General features: G+C 68.9%; 20 protein-coding genes. 9 read left to right on the top strand and 11 right to left on the bottom strand.

Translation table 11 applies throughout. The features are described 5' to 3' along the window. Position 1: 1 nt before the first annotated feature. From AC1D29_RS15440 to AC1D29_RS15425, 4 genes are all read right to left on the bottom strand, one after another. Positions 2-676: a DUF4197 domain-containing protein gene (locus tag AC1D29_RS15440; protein ID WP_477898873.1), complete on the bottom strand. Its 675-nt coding sequence runs from the start codon at positions 674-676 to the stop codon at positions 2-4. A gap of 55 nt (positions 677-731) precedes the next feature. Further along, complete coding sequence (locus AC1D29_RS15435; protein ID WP_477898871.1) at positions 732-1,724, bottom strand: diguanylate cyclase domain-containing protein; 993 nt, start codon at positions 1,722-1,724, stop codon at positions 732-734. A gap of 126 nt (positions 1,725-1,850) precedes the next feature. Beyond that, positions 1,851-2,792, bottom strand: a complete 942-nt coding sequence (locus AC1D29_RS15430; RefSeq protein WP_477898869.1) for a nucleoside hydrolase — start codon at positions 2,790-2,792, stop codon at positions 1,851-1,853. Beyond that, positions 2,789-3,565, bottom strand: a complete 777-nt coding sequence (locus tag AC1D29_RS15425) for a fumarylacetoacetate hydrolase family protein (protein ID WP_477898868.1) — start codon at positions 3,563-3,565, stop codon at positions 2,789-2,791. Before AC1D29_RS15425 ends, AC1D29_RS15430 begins: the two co-directional genes overlap by 4 nt. A 34-nt stretch (positions 3,566-3,599) precedes the next feature. Here AC1D29_RS15425 and AC1D29_RS15420 point away from each other — a divergent pair, with 34 nt between their 5' ends. The 3 genes from AC1D29_RS15420 to AC1D29_RS15410 all read left to right on the top strand — a co-directional run bounded on the left by AC1D29_RS15420 (position 3,600) and on the right by AC1D29_RS15410 (position 7,316). Beyond that, positions 3,600-4,505: a DUF3108 domain-containing protein gene (locus AC1D29_RS15420; protein ID WP_477898866.1), complete on the top strand. Its 906-nt coding sequence runs from the start codon at positions 3,600-3,602 to the stop codon at positions 4,503-4,505. Between the two features lie 123 nt (positions 4,506-4,628). Continuing rightward, on the top strand, positions 4,629-4,910 hold the full coding sequence (locus AC1D29_RS15415; protein ID WP_477898864.1) for a BTH_I0359 family protein: 282 nt from the start codon (positions 4,629-4,631) through the stop codon (positions 4,908-4,910). 96 nt (positions 4,911-5,006) lie between these two features. Continuing rightward, positions 5,007-7,316, top strand: a complete 2,310-nt coding sequence (locus AC1D29_RS15410) for an ATP-binding protein (protein WP_477898862.1) — start codon at positions 5,007-5,009, stop codon at positions 7,314-7,316. Here AC1D29_RS15410 and AC1D29_RS15405 read toward each other — a convergent pair. Genes AC1D29_RS15405 through AC1D29_RS15395 form a run of 3 tightly spaced genes read right to left on the bottom strand, consistent with a single transcriptional unit; the run spans position 7,303 to position 9,431 of the window. Further along, positions 7,303-7,827 carry an N-acetyltransferase family protein gene (locus AC1D29_RS15405; RefSeq protein WP_477898860.1) on the bottom strand — a complete coding sequence of 175 codons (525 nt, stop codon included), beginning with the start codon at positions 7,825-7,827 and terminating at the stop codon, positions 7,303-7,305. The two genes, AC1D29_RS15410 and AC1D29_RS15405, sit on opposite strands and share 14 nt — an antisense overlap. Continuing rightward, on the bottom strand, positions 7,824-8,390 hold the full coding sequence (locus AC1D29_RS15400; RefSeq protein ID WP_477898858.1) for a helix-turn-helix domain-containing protein: 567 nt from the start codon (positions 8,388-8,390) through the stop codon (positions 7,824-7,826). The genes AC1D29_RS15405 and AC1D29_RS15400 overlap by 4 nt, the downstream gene beginning before the upstream one ends. Positions 8,391-8,420: 30 nt before the next feature. Further along, a complete protein-coding gene (locus AC1D29_RS15395; RefSeq protein WP_477898856.1) occupies positions 8,421-9,431 on the bottom strand; it encodes a questin oxidase family protein in 1,011 nt (336 codons plus the stop codon). Positions 9,432-9,481: 50 nt separating this feature from the next. Between AC1D29_RS15395 and soxR the strand changes: the two genes are divergently transcribed. The 6 genes from soxR (at position 9,482) to AC1D29_RS15365 (ending at position 15,589) form a co-directional block, all read left to right on the top strand. Further along, positions 9,482-9,946 carry a redox-sensitive transcriptional activator SoxR gene (gene soxR / locus AC1D29_RS15390; RefSeq protein WP_477898854.1) on the top strand — a complete coding sequence of 155 codons (465 nt, stop codon included), beginning with the start codon at positions 9,482-9,484 and terminating at the stop codon, positions 9,944-9,946. A gap of 73 nt (positions 9,947-10,019) precedes the next feature. Further along, positions 10,020-10,796, top strand: coding sequence for a ferredoxin--NADP reductase (locus AC1D29_RS15385; RefSeq protein WP_477898852.1), 777 nt, complete (start codon positions 10,020-10,022; stop codon positions 10,794-10,796). A 176-nt stretch (positions 10,797-10,972) separates the two neighbouring features. Next, positions 10,973-12,097 carry a hypothetical protein gene (locus tag AC1D29_RS15380; RefSeq protein WP_477898850.1) on the top strand — a complete coding sequence of 375 codons (1,125 nt, stop codon included), beginning with the start codon at positions 10,973-10,975 and terminating at the stop codon, positions 12,095-12,097. Then, entirely contained in the window at positions 12,094-13,749 is a 1,656-nt protein-coding gene (locus tag AC1D29_RS15375; RefSeq protein WP_477898848.1) for a substrate-binding and vWA domain-containing protein, read from the top strand. The genes AC1D29_RS15380 and AC1D29_RS15375 overlap by 4 nt, the downstream gene beginning before the upstream one ends. After that, positions 13,746-14,396, top strand: coding sequence for a hypothetical protein (locus AC1D29_RS15370; protein WP_477898846.1), 651 nt, complete (start codon positions 13,746-13,748; stop codon positions 14,394-14,396). The genes AC1D29_RS15375 and AC1D29_RS15370 overlap by 4 nt, the downstream gene beginning before the upstream one ends. Then, positions 14,393-15,589, top strand: a complete 1,197-nt coding sequence (locus tag AC1D29_RS15365) for a toxic anion resistance protein (protein ID WP_477898844.1) — start codon at positions 14,393-14,395, stop codon at positions 15,587-15,589. Before AC1D29_RS15370 ends, AC1D29_RS15365 begins: the two co-directional genes overlap by 4 nt. Before the next feature lie 262 nt (positions 15,590-15,851). On the opposite strand, the gene AC1D29_RS15360 is transcribed toward AC1D29_RS15365, so the two are convergent. From AC1D29_RS15360 to AC1D29_RS15345, 4 genes are read right to left on the bottom strand one after another with little or no spacing between them, the layout of a single operon-like run. Then, positions 15,852-16,670, bottom strand: a complete 819-nt coding sequence (locus AC1D29_RS15360) for a substrate-binding periplasmic protein (protein WP_477898842.1) — start codon at positions 16,668-16,670, stop codon at positions 15,852-15,854. 53 nt (positions 16,671-16,723) lie between these two features. After that, positions 16,724-17,539, bottom strand: a complete 816-nt coding sequence (locus tag AC1D29_RS15355) for a LytR/AlgR family response regulator transcription factor (RefSeq protein ID WP_471853820.1) — start codon at positions 17,537-17,539, stop codon at positions 16,724-16,726. Positions 17,540-17,558: 19 nt separating this feature from the next. Then, positions 17,559-17,963, bottom strand: a complete 405-nt coding sequence (locus tag AC1D29_RS15350) for a hypothetical protein (RefSeq protein ID WP_477898840.1) — start codon at positions 17,961-17,963, stop codon at positions 17,559-17,561. Next, complete coding sequence (locus AC1D29_RS15345) at positions 17,960-19,393, bottom strand: sensor histidine kinase (protein ID WP_477898838.1); 1,434 nt, start codon at positions 19,391-19,393, stop codon at positions 17,960-17,962. The genes AC1D29_RS15350 and AC1D29_RS15345 overlap by 4 nt, the downstream gene beginning before the upstream one ends. Positions 19,394-19,480: the final 87 nt, after the last annotated feature.

Below are 19,480 nucleotides of genomic sequence, written 5' to 3'. Positions count from 1 at the left end.
TTCAAAGGCCGCCGAAGACTTTCTTCAGGATGGCGCTGCCCGTGCCGACCGGGTCCTTGCGGATCTTCTTTTCCTCTTCGGCAATGATGCGATAGAGGCCGTCCAGCGCCTTGCCCGTCACGTACTGCTGGATGTTGGCGTCCTCACCGCGCACCAGGCCGAAGCCCGAGGCCTTCTTGGCGACGGCGTTGTACTTGTCGGCCAGCGACACCTTCTCGGTCGCCTTGGTGACGATGGGCAGGAACTGATGCCCCAGCGGCTCGCGGGTCTTGTCAGCGAAGAAGTTGGTGACCGAGTCGTCACCGCCCTTCAGGATCTTCAGGCCGTCCTCGACGCTCATGTCCTTCACGGCCTTGACCAGCAGCGGCTTGGCCGCGGGCACGGCCGCCTCGGCGGCGCGGTTCATCGCGGTGACGAGTTCGTCCAGCTTGGCGCCCTGGCCGGTGGCCTTGAGCAGCTTGGCGGCGTCCTTCAGGTAGCCGGGCAGCTCGATCTTGACGAGCGGGTTGCCGAGAAAGCCATCGGGCCGGCCCAGCAACGCGACGGCCGCGTTGGCACCACGTTCCAGCGCCGTGCGGATGCCGGCATTCGCGTCACCTTCGCTCAGGTTCAACGCCCACGCCGGGCGCAGCAACAGCAAGGCGGGGGCGCTGGCGATGACGAGGCGGCGTTGCATGGCGGGCTCCGGTCGGGTGGAAGCCTCATCTTGCCACCGCCATGTGCCGGTTGGCTCAGGCCGCCACGGGCCGGTGCGCGCGTTTGTGGTGGTACATGCGCTGGTCGGCCAGTTCCATGAGGCGGCCGAGGTCGTCGCCATCCTCCGGGAAGCGCGCCGCGCCCATGCTGGCGCCGACGTGCAGCGTGCGACCCTCGAACAGGAAGCCGCCATTGAGCTGGTGCGTCAGGCGGCTGATGGTGGCCTCCAGGCCGCCCTCCGGCGCCAGCGGGCGCAGCAGCACGCCGAACTCGTCGCCACCCAGCCGCGCGGCCGTGTCGGACTGGCGCACGCTGGCGTTCAGGCGACGGGCAAATTCCAGCAACGCCGCGTCACCGGCCCGGTGACCGTGGCGGTCGTTGATGGGCTTGAGGCCGTTCAGGTCCAGCATCATGACGGCCAGCGGCTGGCCATCGCGCACGGCCTGGGCCAGCGAGGCGCGCAGGCGGTCCAGGAACAGCGCGCGATTGGGCAGGTCGGTCAGCCCGTCGTGCGTGGCCTTGTGGAAGAGGTCGCCCGGCGCATAGCGGGTGGCGAAATACATGGCCGCGCCGACCAGGTCGGACAGCAGTTCCAGCAGCGCGACATGGCGATCATTGAAATGAGCCACGTGGGACGACATCGCCTTCAGCACGCCCACCGTCTCGCCGTCATGGCGCAGCGGCACGACGATCATCGAGCGCAGGCCCAGGCGCTCGCAGGCGGCGCGGTCGGTGCGAGGGTCGGTCAGCGCGTCGTCGCAGAACAGCGCCCGGCCCTCGCGCACGCACAGGCCCGACAGGCTGGTGCCGCGCTGCAGCCGCAAACCCAGGCTGTTGGCGGCCATGCCGGCGGCGGCGCGGTAGACCATTTCGTCGCCCTCGGCCATCTCGACGGCGGCGCCATCGGCCGTGGCCAGGTTCAACGTGCGGCCGACAACGAGGTTCATCAAGCCGCCCAGGTCCAGCCCCAGACGGGCCACCTCGGTCTGTATGGCGATCACCTCCAGCAGCTTTTCCCGGCTCGGCACCGTCTCTCCTTGCCTGCGCCGCCGCGGAGCGATGTGCCCTTGGTCGGATCAGTCTCCGTTGCAAGGTGAATTTTTACATGCCGACATAAATGATGTCGACAGGGATTTTCCGGTGAGGAATGACGTCTATCCGAGCCGCGCCAGGCGCTCGGTCAGCAGCGCGAAGAAGCCGTCCGAGTCGACATGGCGCAGCACCTGGGCATTGGCCGGCAGGCCGGTGACGGCCCACCAGTCGATGACCGTCATGCCGCGCGTCAGCTCGCTCCGCGTTTCGACGCGCACGTTGCAGTCCCGCCCGGTGAAGAGTTCGGGCCTCAGCAGCCAGGCGATGACGCAGGGATCGTGCAGCGGGCCGCCGTCCTGGCCGTACTTGGCTTCGTCGAAGCGCTCGAAAAATTCCATCCAGGCCGCGACGACGCCGCCGGCGCGATTGCCGATCGCGCGGATGGCTTCGATGCGCGCGGCCGTCGTCAGCGCCTCGTGCGTGACGTCCAGCGGCGCCATCGTGATGGGCACGCCGCTCGCAAAGACCTCGTGCGCAGCCTGCGGGTCGACGTAGATGTTGAACTCGGCAGCCGGCGTCACGTTGCCGCCCTCGAAGAAGCCACCCCCCATCAACACGATGCGGCGGATGCGCGGCGCGATGTCGGGCGCGCGGCGCAGCGCCAGCGCGATGTTGGTCAGCGGGCCCAGCGGACACAGCGTCACCGTGCCGGCGTCGCGTTCGCGCAGCGTCTGGATGATGAAGTCGACCGCGTGCCGCGGGTCCAGCGCCAGCGTCGGCTCGGGCAGCTCGACACCGTTCAGGCCGGTGTCGCCATGCACGTGCTCGGCGGTGACCAGCGGCACGTCCAGCGGCCGGTCGGCGCCGGCGCAGATGGGCACGTCACGGCGGCCGGCCAGCTCCATGACCTTGCGGGCATTCAGTGTCGTGAGCGCCAGCGGCACGTTGCCGGCCACCGTCGTCACGCCCAGCAGCTCCAGCTCGGGGCTGGCGGCCGCCAGCAGCAGCGCGATGGCGTCGTCCTGGCCAGGATCGGTGTCGATGATGATGGGCAGGGCGGTCATTCCGGCAAGCTTCCGAGGTCGATGTCGATGGCGCCAAACAGGCTGGTACTGCCGTCGGCGGATTTGAGGTCCAGGCGCAGGCTGTCGCCCGGCGCGAGCGCGATGTCCAGCGCGTCCAGCGCGGCGCCGGCAAGCTGGCCGGCGCGCAGCGCCCGCAGTCGGGCCAGCCGCGCGAGCGATTCACCCGGCACAGCCGTCACATCACGCGGGTCGAGCTTGCTGCCGTTGTGCAGGGCCACGAGACGGGCCTGAAAGCGGCCGGCAGCCCAGGCCTCGCCCAGCTCTTCGGGCGTCACGGCCAGCGGCGCGCAGTGGCTGGCCACCAGCTCGCCGTCCACCCGCCAGTCCACGGCCAGGCCCAGCAGCCGCAGCGCGTCCAGCGCGCCGCCGGCGTCGCTCGCGGCATTCAGGTCACCCGCGATGGCCGCCAGCACGGCCTCGCCGCTGGCCACGGCCCGCAGCGGATGGTGGGGGCCCAGGAAGGCGCCGGCCTCGCGTCGCACGCCGCCGTCCGCGTCGACCACCGCCCAGCCGTAGGCGCGGGGCAACGGCGCCAGGCACTTCTCGGGCTCGAAGGCAAAGGCGTGGCGCAGCTTGCCATGGTTGAGCTGCACGGCGAGGTCTTCGAGTTGCGGCGCGATGAAGCCCCAATCGTCCAGGACTTGCTGCATGCGCGTGGCGATGCCGGTGGCGTAGTGGGCCTGGGTCTGGTCGCGCGACACGACGACGAGGTGGCCGTCGCGCGAGCCGTCGGCGTAGCTGGCGAGTTTCATGGAGTGGGGTGCGGGACGATGGCAGCATTGTGCGATGAGCGCCGCCTTCCCTCCCCGCCGCGCCGCCGCGACCGCGCTGGCGGCCAGCCTGCTCGCGCATGCAGCGCTGCTGGGCGGCGGGCCGGCCGCGCGGGAGCCCGTGCGGCCGGCAAAGGCCGTCAGCCTGGCCTTGCAGCCACCGCCCACGCTGCCGATGGCGCTGCCCGAACCGGCGCCGCCTGCCTTGCCCGCGACCCAGGCACGTTCACCCAGGCCCAGCCCCCAGGCGCCCACGCCCGTCGTGGACGCCCCCGCGGCGGTGGCCGATGCGCCGCCGCTGCGCTTGGCCGGGCCGGCCGCCTGGCTCTACCGGCTGCGCCAGGGCGGCCAGGACGGCGAGGCCCTGCTGGACTGGCAGCCCCAGCCGGACGGCCGCTACAGCCTGCGCCTGACGCGGCGCGTCGGCGAACGCGCCCTGCCCGCCTGGGAAAGCCTGGGCTCCACCGGCGGCGCCGGCCTCTCACCGGAGCGCTTCGCGCTGCAGCAGCGCGGCCGCGACCGCCAAGCGGTCAATTTCGATGCCGAGGGCCGGCGCGTCAGCTTCTCTGCCAGCCCGGCCCAGCTCGATCTGCCCGAGGGCACGCAGGACCGCCTGTCCTGGTGGCTGCAGCTGGCCGCCCTCGTGCAGGCGGCGAACGCCCAGGCCGTCGCCCCGGGCGGGCGCTGGCGCGTCTGGGTGGCCGGGCTGCGCGGCGAGCTGCGCGAATGGACCTTCGAGGCCGTGGACGGCGAGCCCGACGATGCCGGCACGCTGCACCTGCGCCGGCTGCCGCTGGGCGAGCGCGACCCCGGCATCGATCTCTGGCTGGACCCGGCGCGTGGCTATTGGCCGGTGCGGCTGCGCCAGGGCGACCCTGAAACGCGCGGTTTCGAAATCCGGCTATCCCACGTGAACTCCTGACGCTTCCTACACGTTGTCGGCGCATGGGAGGACCCGATCTGGGCCCCGTTCTGCCAGTATCTGAACCGACCGGGGCTTGAAACCACAGGCCTCACCCGCAGTTGAAGCCGAGAGGAGAACTTCATGCACATGCTCTACAACTCCGACAGCTTCATCGTCGTCCAGTTCGACGTGCCGACTGCCGAGCCACAGATCGTGCCCGCGGGTCCGCAGCTGAATCGGGGCGGTTTCGAGATCGTCGACAAGTTCGCCCGCAAGGAGATCTTCATTGAGGGCGCGCTGGCCGAATCCTTCCAGCAGGGTGTGCAGGCGCTCATCGACGAGGGCGAGCCGTCGGAAGACGACCTCGACGCCTTCATCGAGCGCTACGCGCTGATGGGCCAGCAGCCGGTCGTGATGCACTGAACACTCTGAGGAGCCGTTCTTACATTGATCTGCGCCCAAGCCTGATACAAGATGGGTTCGCGCTGGCCGCTGCAGGCCGCGCAAGGAGCCCATCGAATGGTGAAGCGAGCCGCCGCTGAGACAGCCCCCCGGGCACCGGGCCGCGTGCTGCCTTCGCCCGGCCTGGACAGCGCCCCGGTGCTGGACCGCATGTGCTCACAGTTCGTGCTGACGCTGACCGTGCGGCACGCCGGCCGCTTCAACCTGCGACGCGATTTCAACGGCCTGCTGTCCTTCACGGGCCGCCACCTGGTCTGGCCCACCCGCGTGCTGCAACGGTTGCGCGTGTATCTGACGCAACGCTGTGCCGGCAACGAGTTGTGGCGCGGTCATGAAAGCCTGAGCGACGAGGTCTTCCTGGAACGCTTCGGTCAGTGGACCGGCCCGTTCTCCGAAGGCACGCTGTTCTTCTACCTCGACGAGTACGTCAAGGACGCGCCCAAGGACATGATGGCCTTGCTGGCCACCACCTGCGAGCACCTGGACCGCCAGCTCAAGCGCGAGTCCACGCTGGTCGAGAAGAACATCGACGCCCTGGGGCAGCTGCTGCAGCTGAACCCGGCCGAGCGCGCCATCCTGCTGTACGGCACGCTGGCCCGCTACCAACGCGAGCTGCGCGGGGCGCTGGTGGAGTTCAAGGTCAACACGGCGCAAGAGGCCTTTGCGGCCATCGCCGCCGTCGCCGGCGTCGACGAGCGCGAGGTGGCCGAGGCGCTGCGCGCGGGCTCGCGGCTGGAGCGCATCGGCATGGTCGAGAACCTGATCTCGGAGCACAACATCACCGACCTGGCCGACCTGATGAAGGTCAGCGACCAGTTGCCGCCAGTGCTGATGCGCGAGTACCAGGGCCCGCACGACCTGATGGCCGTGTTCACGCGGCCGGCCACGCGCAGCACGCTGGCCAGTGGCGACTTCCAGTTCGTGGCCGAGGACCTCGCGCTGCTGCAAGGCCTGCTGCGCCAGGCCGTGGCCACGCATGCCAGCGGCGTCAACGTGCTGCTGTACGGCCCGCCGGGCACGGGCAAGACCGAGCTGGCCAAGGTCGCGGCCGCGGCCGCGGGGCTGGACTTGTACGAGGTGGAGTACGCCGACCGCGACGGCAATTCGCTGTCCGGCCGCGACCGCTACCGCTCGCTACAGATCAGCCAAGTCTTCCTGAAGGCCAGTGCCAACGTGGCGCTGCTGTTCGACGAGGTCGAGGACGTGTTCCCGCCGCTGTCCAGCGACACGGCGTCGCTGCTGAGCCGGCTGGACGCCAGCGTGGACGGTGGCGTGGGCAATTCGGTCAGCGGCAAGGCCTGGGTCAACCAGATCCTGGAAACGAATCCGGTGCCGGTCATCTGGGTCACCAACCGCATCGAGCAGATCGACCCGGCGTTCCGTCGCCGCTTCCAGTACCACCTGGAACTGAAGTCGCCACCGCCCGGCGCGCGTCGCGGGCTGGTGGCGCGGTCGCTGGGCGAGGTCGCCGTCAGCGAAGCCTTTGTCGGCAAGCTGGCCGAAAGGCCGGGCCTGACGCCGGCGCAGATCCGCACCGCGGTGCGCTTCGCGCAGTTGGCCGGTGCGGCCGACGAGGCCGAGAAGCTCATCGAGCGCCAGCTGCTGAACGCCGACAAGGCGCTGGGTCGCGACGACGTCAGCCTGGCCCGCCCCTGCGTGACCCGCTATGCGCTGGAACTGCTGAACTGCGAGAGCCGCTTCGAGATCCCGCGCATCGTCGAGGCACTGCGCCGCAAAGGCAGCGGCCAGCTGTGCTTCTACGGCCCGCCCGGCAGTGGCAAGACCGCCCTGGCCGAGCACATCGCGCAGGCGCTGGGCCGGCCGCTGATGGTCAAGCGCGCCAGCGACATTGCCAGCAAGTTCGTCGGCGAGACCGAGCAGAACATGGCGCGCATGTTCGAGATGGCGCAGACCGAAGGCGCCGTGCTGCTGCTGGACGAAGCCGACAGCTTCTTGCGCAGCCGCAAGCGGGCCGAACGCAACTATGAGGTGTCAGAGGTCAACGAGATGCTGGCCGGCATGGAGCGCTTCAGCGGCCTGTTCATCTGCACGACCAACCTGTTCGACGACCTGGACGAAGCCGCGCTGCGGCGCTTCGCGTTCAAGATCAGGTTCAAGGCGCTGAGACCTGAGCAGCGCGTGGCGATGTTCGAGCGCGAGGCCGCCGTCGCGCCGGACGACGAGCAGCGCTCACGGCTGGTGGCGATGGACTGCCTGACGCATGGCGATTTCGCGGCCGTGCGGCATCAGGTCGAGATCCTCGGCGAGGCCTTCACGCCGGACGAGTTCCTGGCTCAGCTGGAGGCGGAGCATCGGGCGAAGCCGGAAGTCCGCGAGCGGCGAGGCATAGGGTTCAGAGCGGCTTGAAGTAGTAGGTCGTCGAACACGGCGGCCCGTCAGGCATCAGCGCGTAGTTCGGGATGTCCCCCGCAAGCCGCCAGCCCAGCCTTTCATAGACCCGCGATGCGTCGCTGCCCGTGACGGTGTCCAGCACCAGCGTTGTCTTGCCCAGCTCACGCGCCCGCGCCTCCAGCGCCCGCAACAGCCGCTCGGCCACGCCCTGGCGGCGCATGCGGCGGTGGACCAGCATCTTGCTGACGTCGGCGCGGTGGGGCTGGTTGTCGGGCATGTCGACGACCAAAGACAGCGTGCCGCAGATGCGACCGGCCTCGTCCTCGGCGATGAAGAGGTGGCGATCGCCGGCAGCGACACCTTCGGCAACTCGGCGCCAGAAGGCTTCGGGCCGCCCTTCGGCCAGCGGCAGCATGAAGCCGACCGACGCGCCGCCCTCCACGCAGTCGCGCAGCACCTCGGCCAGTTCGGTCACGCGGGCCAGCGCCTCCGCGCCGTCGAGTTCGCGGATGACAACAACGCTCATGGCCGGGCTCCGGTGAGGGCGACGAGGTAGCGCGCCGGCTTCGCGCCGGGGTTGTGGAAGCGGATGGGCGCGTCCAGCCGCATGGCCAGGCAGTCGCCGGGGTTGAGCTGCCACTGGTCGTCGCCGTGGGCGATCTCCATGACGCCGTCGATCATCCAGACCAACTGGTGGATGTCGGCGTCGCGCTCCGAGGTCTCGAAGGACACGCGCTGGCCGGCCGGGAAGACGACATCCACCAGCTGCAGCGGCGACACGCCGGCGGGCGACACGTTGCGGCGGACATAGCCCGAGGCGGGGTCACTCCAGACGGGCTGCTCGGCCACGCGCGCCAGCGGTGACGGCACCGACGGCGCCGGGCCGGACTCGAACATCGACGCGACGCTGACGCCCAGTGCCGACGAGAGCTTGTCCAGCACGACCGCTGTCGGGCTGCTCTGGCCGCGCTCGATCAGCGAGATGTTGGAGCGGCTGACGCCGCTCTTGTGCGCCAGCGCGTCCAGTGACAGGCCGGCGTCGGCGCGCAAGTCGTGCAGGCGCCGGCCGATGCGTTGTGTGATGTCCATGCATTCCAGTTTACTGGAATTTTTATTCCATCAAAATGGAATAGCCCGTTCGACGGCGCGACGCCAAGCCGGGTCGGGCCAGTGGCGGCCCAGGCGCCAGGCCGCGTGGGTGAGCTTGATGACGTGGGCGTCGTCCTGCGCGCAGGCGGCGGAGATCAGCGCCGGCCAGGGGCGGCTGGGCGGGCGGTCCAGCATCAGCGCGGGCGGGGCACCGCTGGCCAGCAGGCCGGCCGCGGCGGCGACGCTGAAGCCGCGCGCGAGCTCGGGCGCGGGCCACCAGGGCTGCAGCACCGTCATCGCATGGCTGGCCGTCAGCAGGTGCAGCGCGGTGAAGTTGCCGGTGGCCGCATAGGTGCGGGCGGCCAGCAGCGCGAGGTCGCGCAGCGTGTCCGGCCCATGGCGCAGCCGGCCGGCAACGGCGGCGAAGCCGGGCGACGCGCCCCAGGCCTGCATGCGGCCGGTGATGAGGCTGCCGCCCGGGTAGGTGGGGCGTGGCAACTGCATCAGCGCCTGCAGCCAGTCGGCCAGGTCCAGCGGCGGGCCGTCGTGTGCGATCGGCAGCGGCATGCGGTGCGCGGCCCAATGCGCCAGGCCGGCCGCCATTTCGCCCTCGTGGCCGGCCAGCACCGCATGGCCGGTGCGGATCAGGCCATGGAAGGCGATGGCGCCGGCACCCGGCAGCAGCAGGGCCAGCGCCTCGCGCAGCGCGTCGCCCGAGCCCAGTTCCGTAATACGCGCGGCAAAGTGGGCGCGCCAGGCGGCGTCGCTGTCGAGCCGGCCGAGGTCGCGCTCGAGGACGATGCGCGCCGGGCGGCCGGCGGTGCGCGGCTCCAGCATCGTTTCATGCGCCTCGCTCCAGGCCTGCAGCCGCTCGGCCGAGGCGCCCAGCTCCAGCAGCGCCTGCTGGGCCATGGGCAGGTGGTTGCTCAGCTGGCCGCGGTAGGTGGCGGACAGCGCCTGGCCGGCGGCCAGCAGGTGGTGCAGTTGCGCGATGCTGGCGGGCGCGGGGCGCGGCGACGGCGTGGCGGTCTTCATCAGCATGGGGGCCTCGTCTGTGGGAATATCGCGCCATGCTCAAAGTTGAAGTGGACTTGAAGTCAAGCCCTGATTCACCCAGCGCGCCGCTGACCATCGGCCAGCTGGCCCAGCGTGCGGGCGTGGCGACGAGCGCGTTGCGCTTTTACGAAGCCCAAGGACTGCTGGCGGGCAGCCGCAGCGCGGGCGGCCACCGCCAGTACCCGCGCCATGCACTGCGCCGGGTGGCCTTCATCCGCGCGGCCCAGACGGTGGGGCTGACGCTGCCTCAGATCAAGGCGGCACTGGCCACGCTGCCCGATGGCCGCACGCCCACCAAGGCCGACTGGACGCGGCTGTCGACCAGCTGGGCGCCGCTGCTGGACGCACGCATCGCGGCGCTGCAGCAGCTGCGCGGCCGGCTGACCGGCTGCATTGGCTGCGGCTGCCTGTCGCTGAAGGCCTGCGCCCTCTACAACCCCCAGGACAAGGTGGCCGACGAGGGTGCCGGAGCCAGGCTTCTGCGTATCGAAACGGCCTGATGACCCTTATGCGACTCCCGCATATCACTTCCGGGCGAAAATCCCGGGGTTAACCCCGCCAAGATCACCGCCCATGAGTGCCTTCCACGAAGAGACCGTCCTGACCGTCCACCACTGGACCGACCGCTTGTTCAGCTTCACGACAACGCGTGACCAGGCCCTGCGTTTTTCCAATGGCCACTTCACGATGATCGGCCTCAAGGGCGAGAACGGTAAGCCGCTGCTGCGCGCGTACAGCATCGTCAGCGCCAACTACGAGGAACAGCTGGAGTTCCTGAGCATCAAGGTGCCGGACGGCCCGCTGACGTCCAAGCTGCAGCACATCAAGCCGGGCGACAAGATCGTCGTCGGCCGCAAGCCTACGGGCACGCTGCTGGTGGACTACCTGCTGCCAGGCAAGAACCTCTACCTGCTGGGCAGCGGCACGGGCCTGGCACCCTTCATCAGCATCGTGCGCGACCCGGTCACGTACGAGCGCTTCGAGAAGGTCATCATCGTGCACGGCGTGCGCCACGTGAACGAGCTGGCCTACCACGACCACCTCACCGTGGACCTGCACCAGCACGAGTTCCTGGGCGAGTTCGCCAGCGAGCAGCTGCTGTACTACCCCACCGTCACGCGCGAGCCGTTCAAGAACATGGGCCGCATCACCGACCTGATCCAGACCGGCAAGTTGCAGGCCGACCTGGGCCTGCCGCCGCTGGACCCCGAGACCGACCGCATCATGCTGTGCGGCAGCCCCGAACTGCTGAAGGACATGCAGGCGATGCTGGAAGTGCGCAAGTTCAAGGAAGGCAGCACGACGACGCCGGGCGACTACGTCATCGAGCGCGCATTCGTCGAGAAGTGAGCCTCGGCCGCCGCGGGAGCGGCGGCGCGCCACAAACGGCATCAGGATCACATAAGGGCGGCACTGCTGTGGCCCGGTGATTTGTGACTTTCGGCCCCGCCCTTATCGCGGGCACACTCCGCACCTGTCTCAAGGCGAGAACACGACAGGAACACGGCAGGAGGCCAGAAAGTCCGATGAACAACCCCAAGCGCATCGCCGGCACGCTGGTCGTGCTGGCCGTGTTCGGCAGCGCCCTGTTCTGGGCGCTGCGCAGCAACCACCAGACCCAGGCGATCGAGCAGGAGCAGACCGTCATCGCTCAGACGGCGCCGCTGAAGGGACTGATCGCGGTGGACGTGGAGCCCTTCTTCAAGGACGAGCGCGTCGCCAGGCTGCTGGCCGCCCAACGCCTGCCGGTGCAGGCCGTGCGCGTGGGCAGCCGCGACATGGCGGGCAAGCTGGACGAGGCGCCGGACTTCTTCCTGGCCAGCGGCGTCGTGGCGGCCAACATGATCCTGGACGCCGCGCGCAAGGCCAACAAACAAGCCACGCAAAGCTCGCCCTTCCACACGCCGCTGGTGGTGGCGTCATGGGAGCCGGTGGCCAAGATCCTGGTCGCCAACCAGATCGCCAAGCCGCTCGCGCCCAAGGTCTACGGGCTGGACATGGAGAAGCTGACCGAGGCCATGCTGGCCAAGAAGCGCTGGCGTGACCTGAAGGACAGCGGCGAATACGCCGTGTCGCGCAGCGTGCTGGTGTCGACGACAGACATCCGGCGTAGCAACTCGGCGGCGATGTATCTGGCGCTGACCTCGCAGGCGCTCAATGGCGAAGTGGTCAGCGACCGCGCGAAGGGCCAGGCGCTGGCCCTGAAGCTGGCGGAGCTGTTCAAGCGCCAGGGCTTCCAGGAGAACTACGTCAACGGCGCCTTCGACGACTACCTGTCCATCGGCATGGGCAAGACGCCGCTGGCCTTCATCTACGAGAGCCAGATGCTGGCCCAGGCACAGAAGCAAGGCGGCGGCCTGCGGCCCGACATGGTGCTGATGTACCCGCAGCCCACCATCGTCAACAAGCTGGTCATCGTGGCGATGAACGAGCGCGGTCGCAAGCTGGCCGAGCTGCTGACGACGAACAAGGAGCTGCAGGCCATCGCGCTGGAGCAAGGCTTCCGCACCGGCGACCCAGCGTCATTTGCCGCCACGGCCAAGCAGGCCGGCCTCGCCGTGGACACGCAGCTGCGCCAGGTCGTCGACCCGCCGGGCTTCGATTTGATGTTCGACATGATCGACACCGTCAGCCGGGAGATGAACCAATGATGCGACGCCTTGCCCTGGTCGCTTTTGTCGTGTCGGCCGTGGCGCTGTCCGCCTGCGGCAAGCGCGACGAAGCTCCCGCTGCTGCACCGAGCGCGCCAACTGCGCCGAAGACCACGCTGCGCGTGCTGGCCACCAGCGACCTGAAGGACATCGAGCCGCTGGCCGCGCAGATCGAGGCCGCCACCGGCGTGGCCGTGCAGTTCCGCTTCGGCGGCACGATGGAGAGCACGCAGGAGGTGCTCAGCGGCACGCCCAACGCCGACGTGGCCTGGTTCGCCAACGCCAAATACCTGCTCAGCGACGCTGCCGGCCAGGGCCGCGTGAAGCTGCAGGAAAAGATCATGCTGTCGCCCATCGCCGTGGGCGTCAGCGAGAGCGACGCGGCGCGCTTCGGCTGGAACAAGGCCGACGCCAAGCTGACCTGGGCCGACATCACCAAGGCGTCCAGGCAAGGCCAGCTGCGCTATGCGCTGTCCAACCCGGCGACGAGCAACCAGGGCTTCATGGCGCTGCTGGGCGTCGTGGCGGCCGCGGGCGGCAAGGGCGAGGCGCTGACGGCCGCGGACGTGGACCGTCAGGCGATTGCCGACTTCCTGACCGGCTACAAGATCGTGGGCGACAACTCGACCTATCTGGCCGAGCAGTTCACCAAGCTGCAGGGCACGCGCGCCAATGCCTTCATCAACTACGAGAGCTGGCTGCTGACGCTGAATGCCAGCGGCAAGCTGCGCGAGAGGCTGCACCTGATCTACCCCTTCGAAGGCGTGTCGACGGCGGACTACCCCTTCATGCTGCTCAACGACGCCAAGCGCGCGGAATACCTGAAGGTGGTCGACTACCTGAAGGGCGACACCGCCCAGCTGTGGCTGGCGCGCCAGACGCTGCGCCGGCCGATGAAAGCCGAGCTGGCGGCCAAGGTAGCCGACATCCTGCCCTCGCGCGGCTTCCAGGTGGAGCTGCCGTTCTCGCCCGACCGCCAGCTGGCCGACGGCCTCATCGACGCCTACCTGAACGAGTTCCGCAAACCCATCGCTTCCACCTTCGTGCTGGACACCAGCGGCAGCATGCAGGGCCAGCGGCGTGAGCAGCTGGTGGAGGCCATCCACTACCTGGCCGGCGCCGATGTGTCGCTGACCGGCCGCGTGGCCAAGCTGACCAACCGCGAGAAGCTGTGGTTCCTGCCCTTCAGCGACCGGCCGCGCGAGCCGGTGCTGTTTGAGATCCCCGCCGGGAGCCAGAAACGCAAGGGTGTGCTGCCGCAGGCCGACACCGAGGCCAAGACCGCCGAGCTGCAGCGCGTGCGCGACGCGGCCGACGCGCTGCGCATGGCCGGCGGCACGGCGCTGTACGACTCGGTGCTGGCCGCGCTCAACCACATGCTGGAGCAGCGCAAGCTCAAGCCCGACTACCAGTACTCGGTCATCGCTTTCACCGACGGCAAGAACACCGTGGGCCGCAACCTGGAGGCCTTCAAGCAGGCCTACGAGCAAATGCCCGAGGACGTGCGCGGCATCCCTGTCTTCATGGTGTTGTACGGCGACGCGGCCGAGGCGGACCTGAAGCAGCTCGTGTCCATCACGGGCGGGCGCGTGTTCGACGCGCGCAAGACGCCGCTGTATGCCGTGTTCAAGGACATCCGCGCTTACCAATGACGGCACTCTTCCGATGGCTCAACGCGCCGGCCAACTGGTGCGGCCTGCTCGCAGCAACCGGCGTGCTGGTGTTGAAGGCACTGGGCCTGCTCGGCGGGCTTGGCCTCGGCGTCGCCGCGCTGGGCTACGTTGGCGGCCTGGTCGTCGGCGCGATGTGGTGGGGCTGGCCCAGCTTCAAGGAGGCCGAGTGGGAGGCCCTGGAGTTCAAGGACGAGGGCGACGCCCGCGAGGCCATGGGCCGTGCGCTGGCCGGCGTGCGGCGGCTGACCGAGCACAACCCCGGCAGCCGCATCCCCGCGCCGCTGGCCACGCGCATCCAGCAGCTGTGCAGCAAGCTCGAAGCGCTGCTGGATCAGTGGGAGCGCAGCAAGGGCCAGCTGCCGCTGCAGGAGAGCTTCCACGCGCGGCACATCGCCATCAGCTACCTGCCCGACGCACTGAACACCTATCTCAGCATCCCACCGCAGTTCGCGACCAAGAAGCTGCTCAGCAACGGCATGACGGCGCAGGCCACCTTCGAGGGCGTGCTGGCCGAGCTGGAGGGCAAGGTCGAACAGCTGGGCGATGACCTGGCCGGGCAGGACGCCCAGGCCTTCCTGCGCCACAGCGAATTCCTGAAGCAAAAGTTCGGAGCCAAGACACCATGAGCGACACCACCACCCAACCCGCCTTCACGCTGACCGCGCCCGAGGTCATCATCCCCGTCGAGCCGCCGCAGGCTGTCGAGGCCGTGCCGCTGAAGCCCGAGCTGGCCAGCAAGGTCGACGAGCAGGTGCAGCGATTCATCGACGCACTGGAAAAGGAAGACCTGCACAGCGAGCCCTTCAAGGCCCGGCTGGACAGCGCCTTCCAGCTCGGCCGCCAGGAGATCAGCCTGGCCGCCAGCCTGATGCAGGGCAGCCTGATGCAGCGCAACTTCGTCGGCGCAACGGACACGCCGGCCTACCAGGCCATCAACGCCATCCGCGCGCAGCTCGACGAGCTCAACCCCGGCAAGGACGGCGACCTGCTGCAGCCACGCAAGCTGCTGGGGCTGATCCCCTTCGGCAACAAGCTGGAGGCCTACTTCCGCAAGTTCGAGAGCGCCGCCAGCCAGCTGCAGACCAGCATGACGCAGCTGTACGCGGCCAAGGACGGCATCCAGAAGGACGTCATCGACATCGAGTCCACGCGCACCAAGCTGTGGGAGGCGATGCAGAACCTCGCGGCGGCGGCGCGCTTCGCCCGCACGCTGGACACGCGGCTGGCCGAGCGCGTCGACGCGCTCAAGCCCACCGACCCGATCAAGGCCAAGGCGCTGGAGCAGGAGGTTCTGTTCTACGCGCGCCAGAACCTCGCCGACATCCAGACCCAGCAGGCCGTCTGCGTGAACGGCTACCTGGCGCTGGACGTGCTGAAGAAGACCGGCCGCGAAATGATGATCGGCTGCGACCGCGTCGCCACCACCGGCATGAGCGCGCTGGCCGTGGCCCAGACCGTGGCGCGCGCCACCGGCAACCAGATCGAGGTCATGAAGATGCTGCAAGGCGTCAACGCCACCATCGGCAACCTCATCAACCAGACCGGCCAGGCGCTGAACCAGCACATCGACCAGACGGCCGAGTTCGCGTCCAACCCCATGCTGGGCATCGAGCAGATCCAGTCCATGTTCGACCAGACCTTCCAGGCCATGGACGCGATGGACAACTTCCGCTCCAAGGCGATTGCGACCATGGGCGCGAACAACAAGCTCATCGAGGCGCAGTTGCAGCGCGCCGGCAGCTACGTGGACCGCACTCGGCAGCAGCAGGCGCGGGCGGCGGTGTCGGGAGGGGATGTGGCGGGGCCGGTGAAGCTTTAAGGAAGATCGGGCGCTGCCGGGATGCGGCTGCGCGCAATTGCTCCGTGTCCTCCGGGCCGCTGCGCGGCCCTCCCCCTTTACCTGCGCAATTGCGCGCAGCCGCATCCCGGCTTTGCATCCGTGGTGTTTCGCGGCGAAAACCGAGGCAACGTGAAGCAGGATGCCGGGTAGGCCTGATGCGCAAGTAAAGGAGGAGGTCGCGCAGCGGCCGGGGGACATGGAGCATCAGGCCTACCCGGCCTCCTGCGCCCGCCCCACCGGCTCATTCGCCGTACTTCCTGACGATGGCCTGGACGGCACCCGAGCGTTTCAGCGCGTCCAGCGCTGCCTGCCAGCGGGCGACCTCGGCATCGGGGATGTCCTTGCTGCAGGCGATGAACAAGGGCAGCGACAGTATCTTCACGGGCGTCTGGACGACCGCGTCCGCAGCCAGACCCATCTGCTTCAAGGCATGGGCCACGCCCGGCGGCGAATCGCTGATGGCCAGGTCGCATCGGCCGAGCAGCAGCATCTCGTAGACGGCCTTGCCATCGACGGCTCTCGCGTTGAGGTTGGTGAAACCGGCCGCCCTCAGCCGGGAGACCGTCACGCCCGCATGGCGCGCACAGATCAAGGGCACCCTTTTGGCGTCTTCAAGGCTGGAGATCGCCAGCGGGCTGCCCTTGCGCTTGTAGAAATAGATCGAGCTGTCGCCCAGCGGGCCTATCCATTTGTACCGGTCCTCTCGCTCGGGCGTCCTCAGCATGGTGATCATGAAGGTCCTGGGCTGACTCTCCAGCGCCGCGGTCGCGCGCATGCTGGGCAGCAGCCGAAAGTCGACCTGGACCTGCAGCGCCTGAGCAAGCGCCTGGACGATCTCCACCGACGAGCCCTTCACACTGCCGTTCTCGGCATAGTTGTAGGGCGCCCACTCCTCCGTCACGACGTTCAGCTTGGCCTCTGCAGCCCGGACCGGCCCGACCAGCAGGGCCGCCAACGCCAGGGCGATCACGCCCGCCACCGTTGTGGCGCGGCGAGACGCGGTATGGCCGGACGACGCCCGGCGGTTTCGGCTCCATGGGCGGAACGGGTTAGCCCGCATGGCTCGCATGATCCCAAGCGCAAGTCTTTGACCCGCACCGAGCGGAGCACACGCTACATGCCCTTGAACAAATGGGTGTAGCTCCGGCTCACTTCCAGCTTCTCCGTCAGCCCCTTCACGCCCACCAACTGGCGCCCGCGGAAGTCCCGCGTGATGCCGTCGATGGCACGCGCGTTGACGAGCGTCGAGCGGTGCACCTGCCAGAAGACCTGCGGGTCCAGCTCGTCCACCAGCTCCTTGATGGGCTTGCGGATCAGCGCCTCGACCTTGGCGGTCTGCACGCGGGTGTACTTCTCGTCGCTGATGAAGAACAGCACGTCATCGACCGGGATCATCTGGATGGCTTGGCCGACCGTCGCCTGTATCCATTGCAGATAACTCGGCTTGCCGCTCGGGTTGATCTGCGATGACAGCTTGTGCAGCAGCTGCTGCAGCGGTGCCGATGAGGTCTCGACCGACTCGCTGCCTTCGCGCTGTGCCAGGCGCTTCTTGATGCGCGCCACCGTCAGCTGCAGGCGCTCGCGCTCGGCGGGCTTGAGCACGTAGTCGGCCACACCCTGCTCGAAGGCCTCCACCGCGTACTGGTCGTAGGCGGTGATGAAGACGATTTCGGGGACGAGCCAGTCGTCGTCCTCGGGCAGCTGGGCGATCTGGCGCGCAGCGTCCACGCCCGTCAGGCCCGGCATGCGGATGTCGAGGAAGACGAGGTCGGGCTTGTGCTCCTTCGTCAGTTCCACGGCTTCAAGGCCGTTCTTGGCCTCGGCGACGATCTCCAGCTCGGGCCAGACCTCGGTGAGGCGGCTGCGCAGCTGTTCGCGCATCAGTCGTTCGTCGTCGGCCAGAACGGCGCGGATGGGTGCATTGCTCATGGCCGACGATGCTACTAGGTCAGACCGGCTCCGTTCGCGTGGCGGCCGCGGCACGGCGGCGGTTGCGCAGCACGACGAAGAGCAGCAGGCCCAGCAGGATCAGCGGCGAGCCCACCACCGCGCCGACACCCAGCACGGCCACCAGGCCCACGCCCAGCACCGTGGCGACGATGAAGAGCGGCAGGGCCACGCCCAGCAGCAGCACCAGCGGCACGACCAGGCACAGCACCGCGCCGGCGATGAACAGGCCGATGGTGGCGCCCAGCCAGTCGCCGAGGTCGCCGCCGCCGAGGAAGAAGTCACCGTCGTCCAGCACGATGTGCATGTCCGAGCCATGGTGGTGCAGCAGCGCGAAGCCGCCGAACATGGCCATCAACACCATCAGCGCGGTGCCGATGAACAGGATCTTGAACAAGGTCTTCATGCTGTTGCTCCTTCGTCGTTGCGGCTGCGATAGGGCACGGTGATCGTGACGACCGTGCCGCTGGGTTGGTTCTCGGTGACGGTGACGCTGGCGCGGTTGCCGTGCAGCAGCTGCAGGCGTTCGCGGATGTTGGCCAGGCCCACGCCGGTGCCGCTGGTGGCGGCGCGGCCGAAGCCCAGGCCGGTGTCGGCGACCGTGACGGCCAGCTTGCCGTGCACGATCTCTGCCTTGACCTTGAGCAGGCCGCCCTCGGCCTTGGGCTCCAGGCCGTGCTTGATGGCGTTCTCGACCAGGCCCTGGATCATCATGGGCGGGAACTCGGCCGACAGCAGGCCATCGGGCACGTCGATCTCGGTCTGCAGGCGCTCTTCCATGCGCACCTTCAGGATCTCGAGGTAGGGCCGGATGACGGCCAGCTCGCGGCCCAGGTCGCGCACGGCGCCGTTGGCATTGGCCTCGCGCATGGTCGGCATGGAGGCCCGCAACAGCGCGATGAGGTTCTTCTGCATCTGGCTGGCGCGCGGCGGGTCGGTCTCGATCAGGTGGTCGATGGACGCCAGCGTGTTGAACAGGAAGTGCGGCTCGACCTGGGCCTGCATGGCAGCCATGCGCGCCTCGACGACCTGACGCTTCAGCGCCTCGCTCTCGGCGTTCTCGGCAGCCTGCGCGGCCTTGACCTCGGCCACGATGCGGCCCTTGTACATGGCCTTGATGACGGCGGACGCCAGCACCCACAGGATGGCCAGGTCGACCAGCGAGTCGCCGGCATGCACGATGGTGACGCGGCGGCGGCTCTGGGCGCTGGCCACTTCCTCGGCGGCCTCCTGCAGCGCGGCCTGCGCCTCGGCGGCGGCGTCCTGGGCTTCCTTGACCTCCTCGGCCTGGCTCTTCAGCTGGCTGAGCTGGTCCTTGGCCTGGTCGATGGCGGCGCGGATGTCTTCCGGCCGAGCGCTCTTGGGAAAGTCGATCGCGATGGCCGGGGCGTCGCCGCTGCCGGCCTGCTCCTCGCCGTCGGCGTTGCTGGCGGCCGAGGCGGCGCGGCGCACGGGCTGGATGCGCACACCCTGCTCGTCGACCTTGATCTCGTAGTGGACGCCCTTGTCGGCTTCCTTCTTGCCGCCCTGCTCGGCCGCCTTGCGCGCCTTGTCGACGGCCTTCTTGGCCTCGGCCTCGGCCTTGGCCTTGCGGCGGTCGGCACCGTGGTCGTGGTCCTCGACCTGCTCGCTGATGCGCCAGGTGAAGGGGGGCAGGTTCTTCAGCACGTTGACGCCGATCAGCAGCGCCAGCGACAGCAGCACGAAGCGCTTCCAGCTGATGCCCACCAGCCAGCCGGCGTAGGCGTGGAAATAGCGCACCACCGTGGTGGAAAAGCGCTGCCAGCGCTCGATCCAGAGCTTTTGCTGGGGGCTGGGTGTGAAGGAGGTGCTCATGGCCGTGTTTTCGTCGTTGGAGCCACTGTACGCAGGGGCTTGAGGCGCCGTGGTGCCGGAGCGACGCGCCGGCCAGGTCTGGGGACG

Source organism: Roseateles sp. P1_C6, from assembly GCF_056406315.1.
Note: the sequence above shows the minus strand (reverse complement) of the source record. Positions and strands in the feature narration are given on the sequence as shown.

Excerpts from the sequence above, each read along its gene's own strand:
- AC1D29_RS15380 (WP_477898850.1), top strand. The coding sequence starts at position 10,973 with ATGAACAACCCCAAGCGCATCGCCGGCACGCTGGTCGTGCTGGCCGTG.
- AC1D29_RS15360 (WP_477898842.1), bottom strand. The coding sequence starts at position 16,670 with ATGCGGGCTAACCCGTTCCGCCCATGGAGCCGAAACCGCCGGGCGTCG.
- AC1D29_RS15415 (WP_477898864.1), top strand. The coding sequence starts at position 4,629 with ATGCACATGCTCTACAACTCCGACAGCTTCATCGTCGTCCAGTTCGAC.
- AC1D29_RS15430 (WP_477898869.1), bottom strand. The coding sequence starts at position 2,792 with ATGACCGCCCTGCCCATCATCATCGACACCGATCCTGGCCAGGACGAC.
- AC1D29_RS15370 (WP_477898846.1), top strand. The coding sequence starts at position 13,746 with ATGACGGCACTCTTCCGATGGCTCAACGCGCCGGCCAACTGGTGCGGC.
- AC1D29_RS15365 (WP_477898844.1), top strand. The coding sequence starts at position 14,393 with ATGAGCGACACCACCACCCAACCCGCCTTCACGCTGACCGCGCCCGAG.
- AC1D29_RS15410 (WP_477898862.1), top strand. The coding sequence starts at position 5,007 with ATGGTGAAGCGAGCCGCCGCTGAGACAGCCCCCCGGGCACCGGGCCGC.
- AC1D29_RS15420 (WP_477898866.1), top strand. The coding sequence starts at position 3,600 with ATGAGCGCCGCCTTCCCTCCCCGCCGCGCCGCCGCGACCGCGCTGGCG.
- AC1D29_RS15405 (WP_477898860.1), bottom strand. The coding sequence starts at position 7,827 with ATGAGCGTTGTTGTCATCCGCGAACTCGACGGCGCGGAGGCGCTGGCC.
- AC1D29_RS15350 (WP_477898840.1), bottom strand. The coding sequence starts at position 17,963 with ATGAAGACCTTGTTCAAGATCCTGTTCATCGGCACCGCGCTGATGGTG.
- AC1D29_RS15345 (WP_477898838.1), bottom strand. The coding sequence starts at position 19,393 with ATGAGCACCTCCTTCACACCCAGCCCCCAGCAAAAGCTCTGGATCGAG.
- AC1D29_RS15385 (WP_477898852.1), top strand. The coding sequence starts at position 10,020 with ATGAGTGCCTTCCACGAAGAGACCGTCCTGACCGTCCACCACTGGACC.
- AC1D29_RS15375 (WP_477898848.1), top strand. The coding sequence starts at position 12,094 with ATGATGCGACGCCTTGCCCTGGTCGCTTTTGTCGTGTCGGCCGTGGCG.
- AC1D29_RS15400 (WP_477898858.1), bottom strand. The coding sequence starts at position 8,390 with ATGGACATCACACAACGCATCGGCCGGCGCCTGCACGACTTGCGCGCC.
- AC1D29_RS15395 (WP_477898856.1), bottom strand. The coding sequence starts at position 9,431 with ATGCTGATGAAGACCGCCACGCCGTCGCCGCGCCCCGCGCCCGCCAGC.
- AC1D29_RS15440 (WP_477898873.1), bottom strand. The coding sequence starts at position 676 with ATGCAACGCCGCCTCGTCATCGCCAGCGCCCCCGCCTTGCTGTTGCTG.
- AC1D29_RS15355 (WP_471853820.1), bottom strand. The coding sequence starts at position 17,539 with ATGAGCAATGCACCCATCCGCGCCGTTCTGGCCGACGACGAACGACTG.
- AC1D29_RS15425 (WP_477898868.1), bottom strand. The coding sequence starts at position 3,565 with ATGAAACTCGCCAGCTACGCCGACGGCTCGCGCGACGGCCACCTCGTC.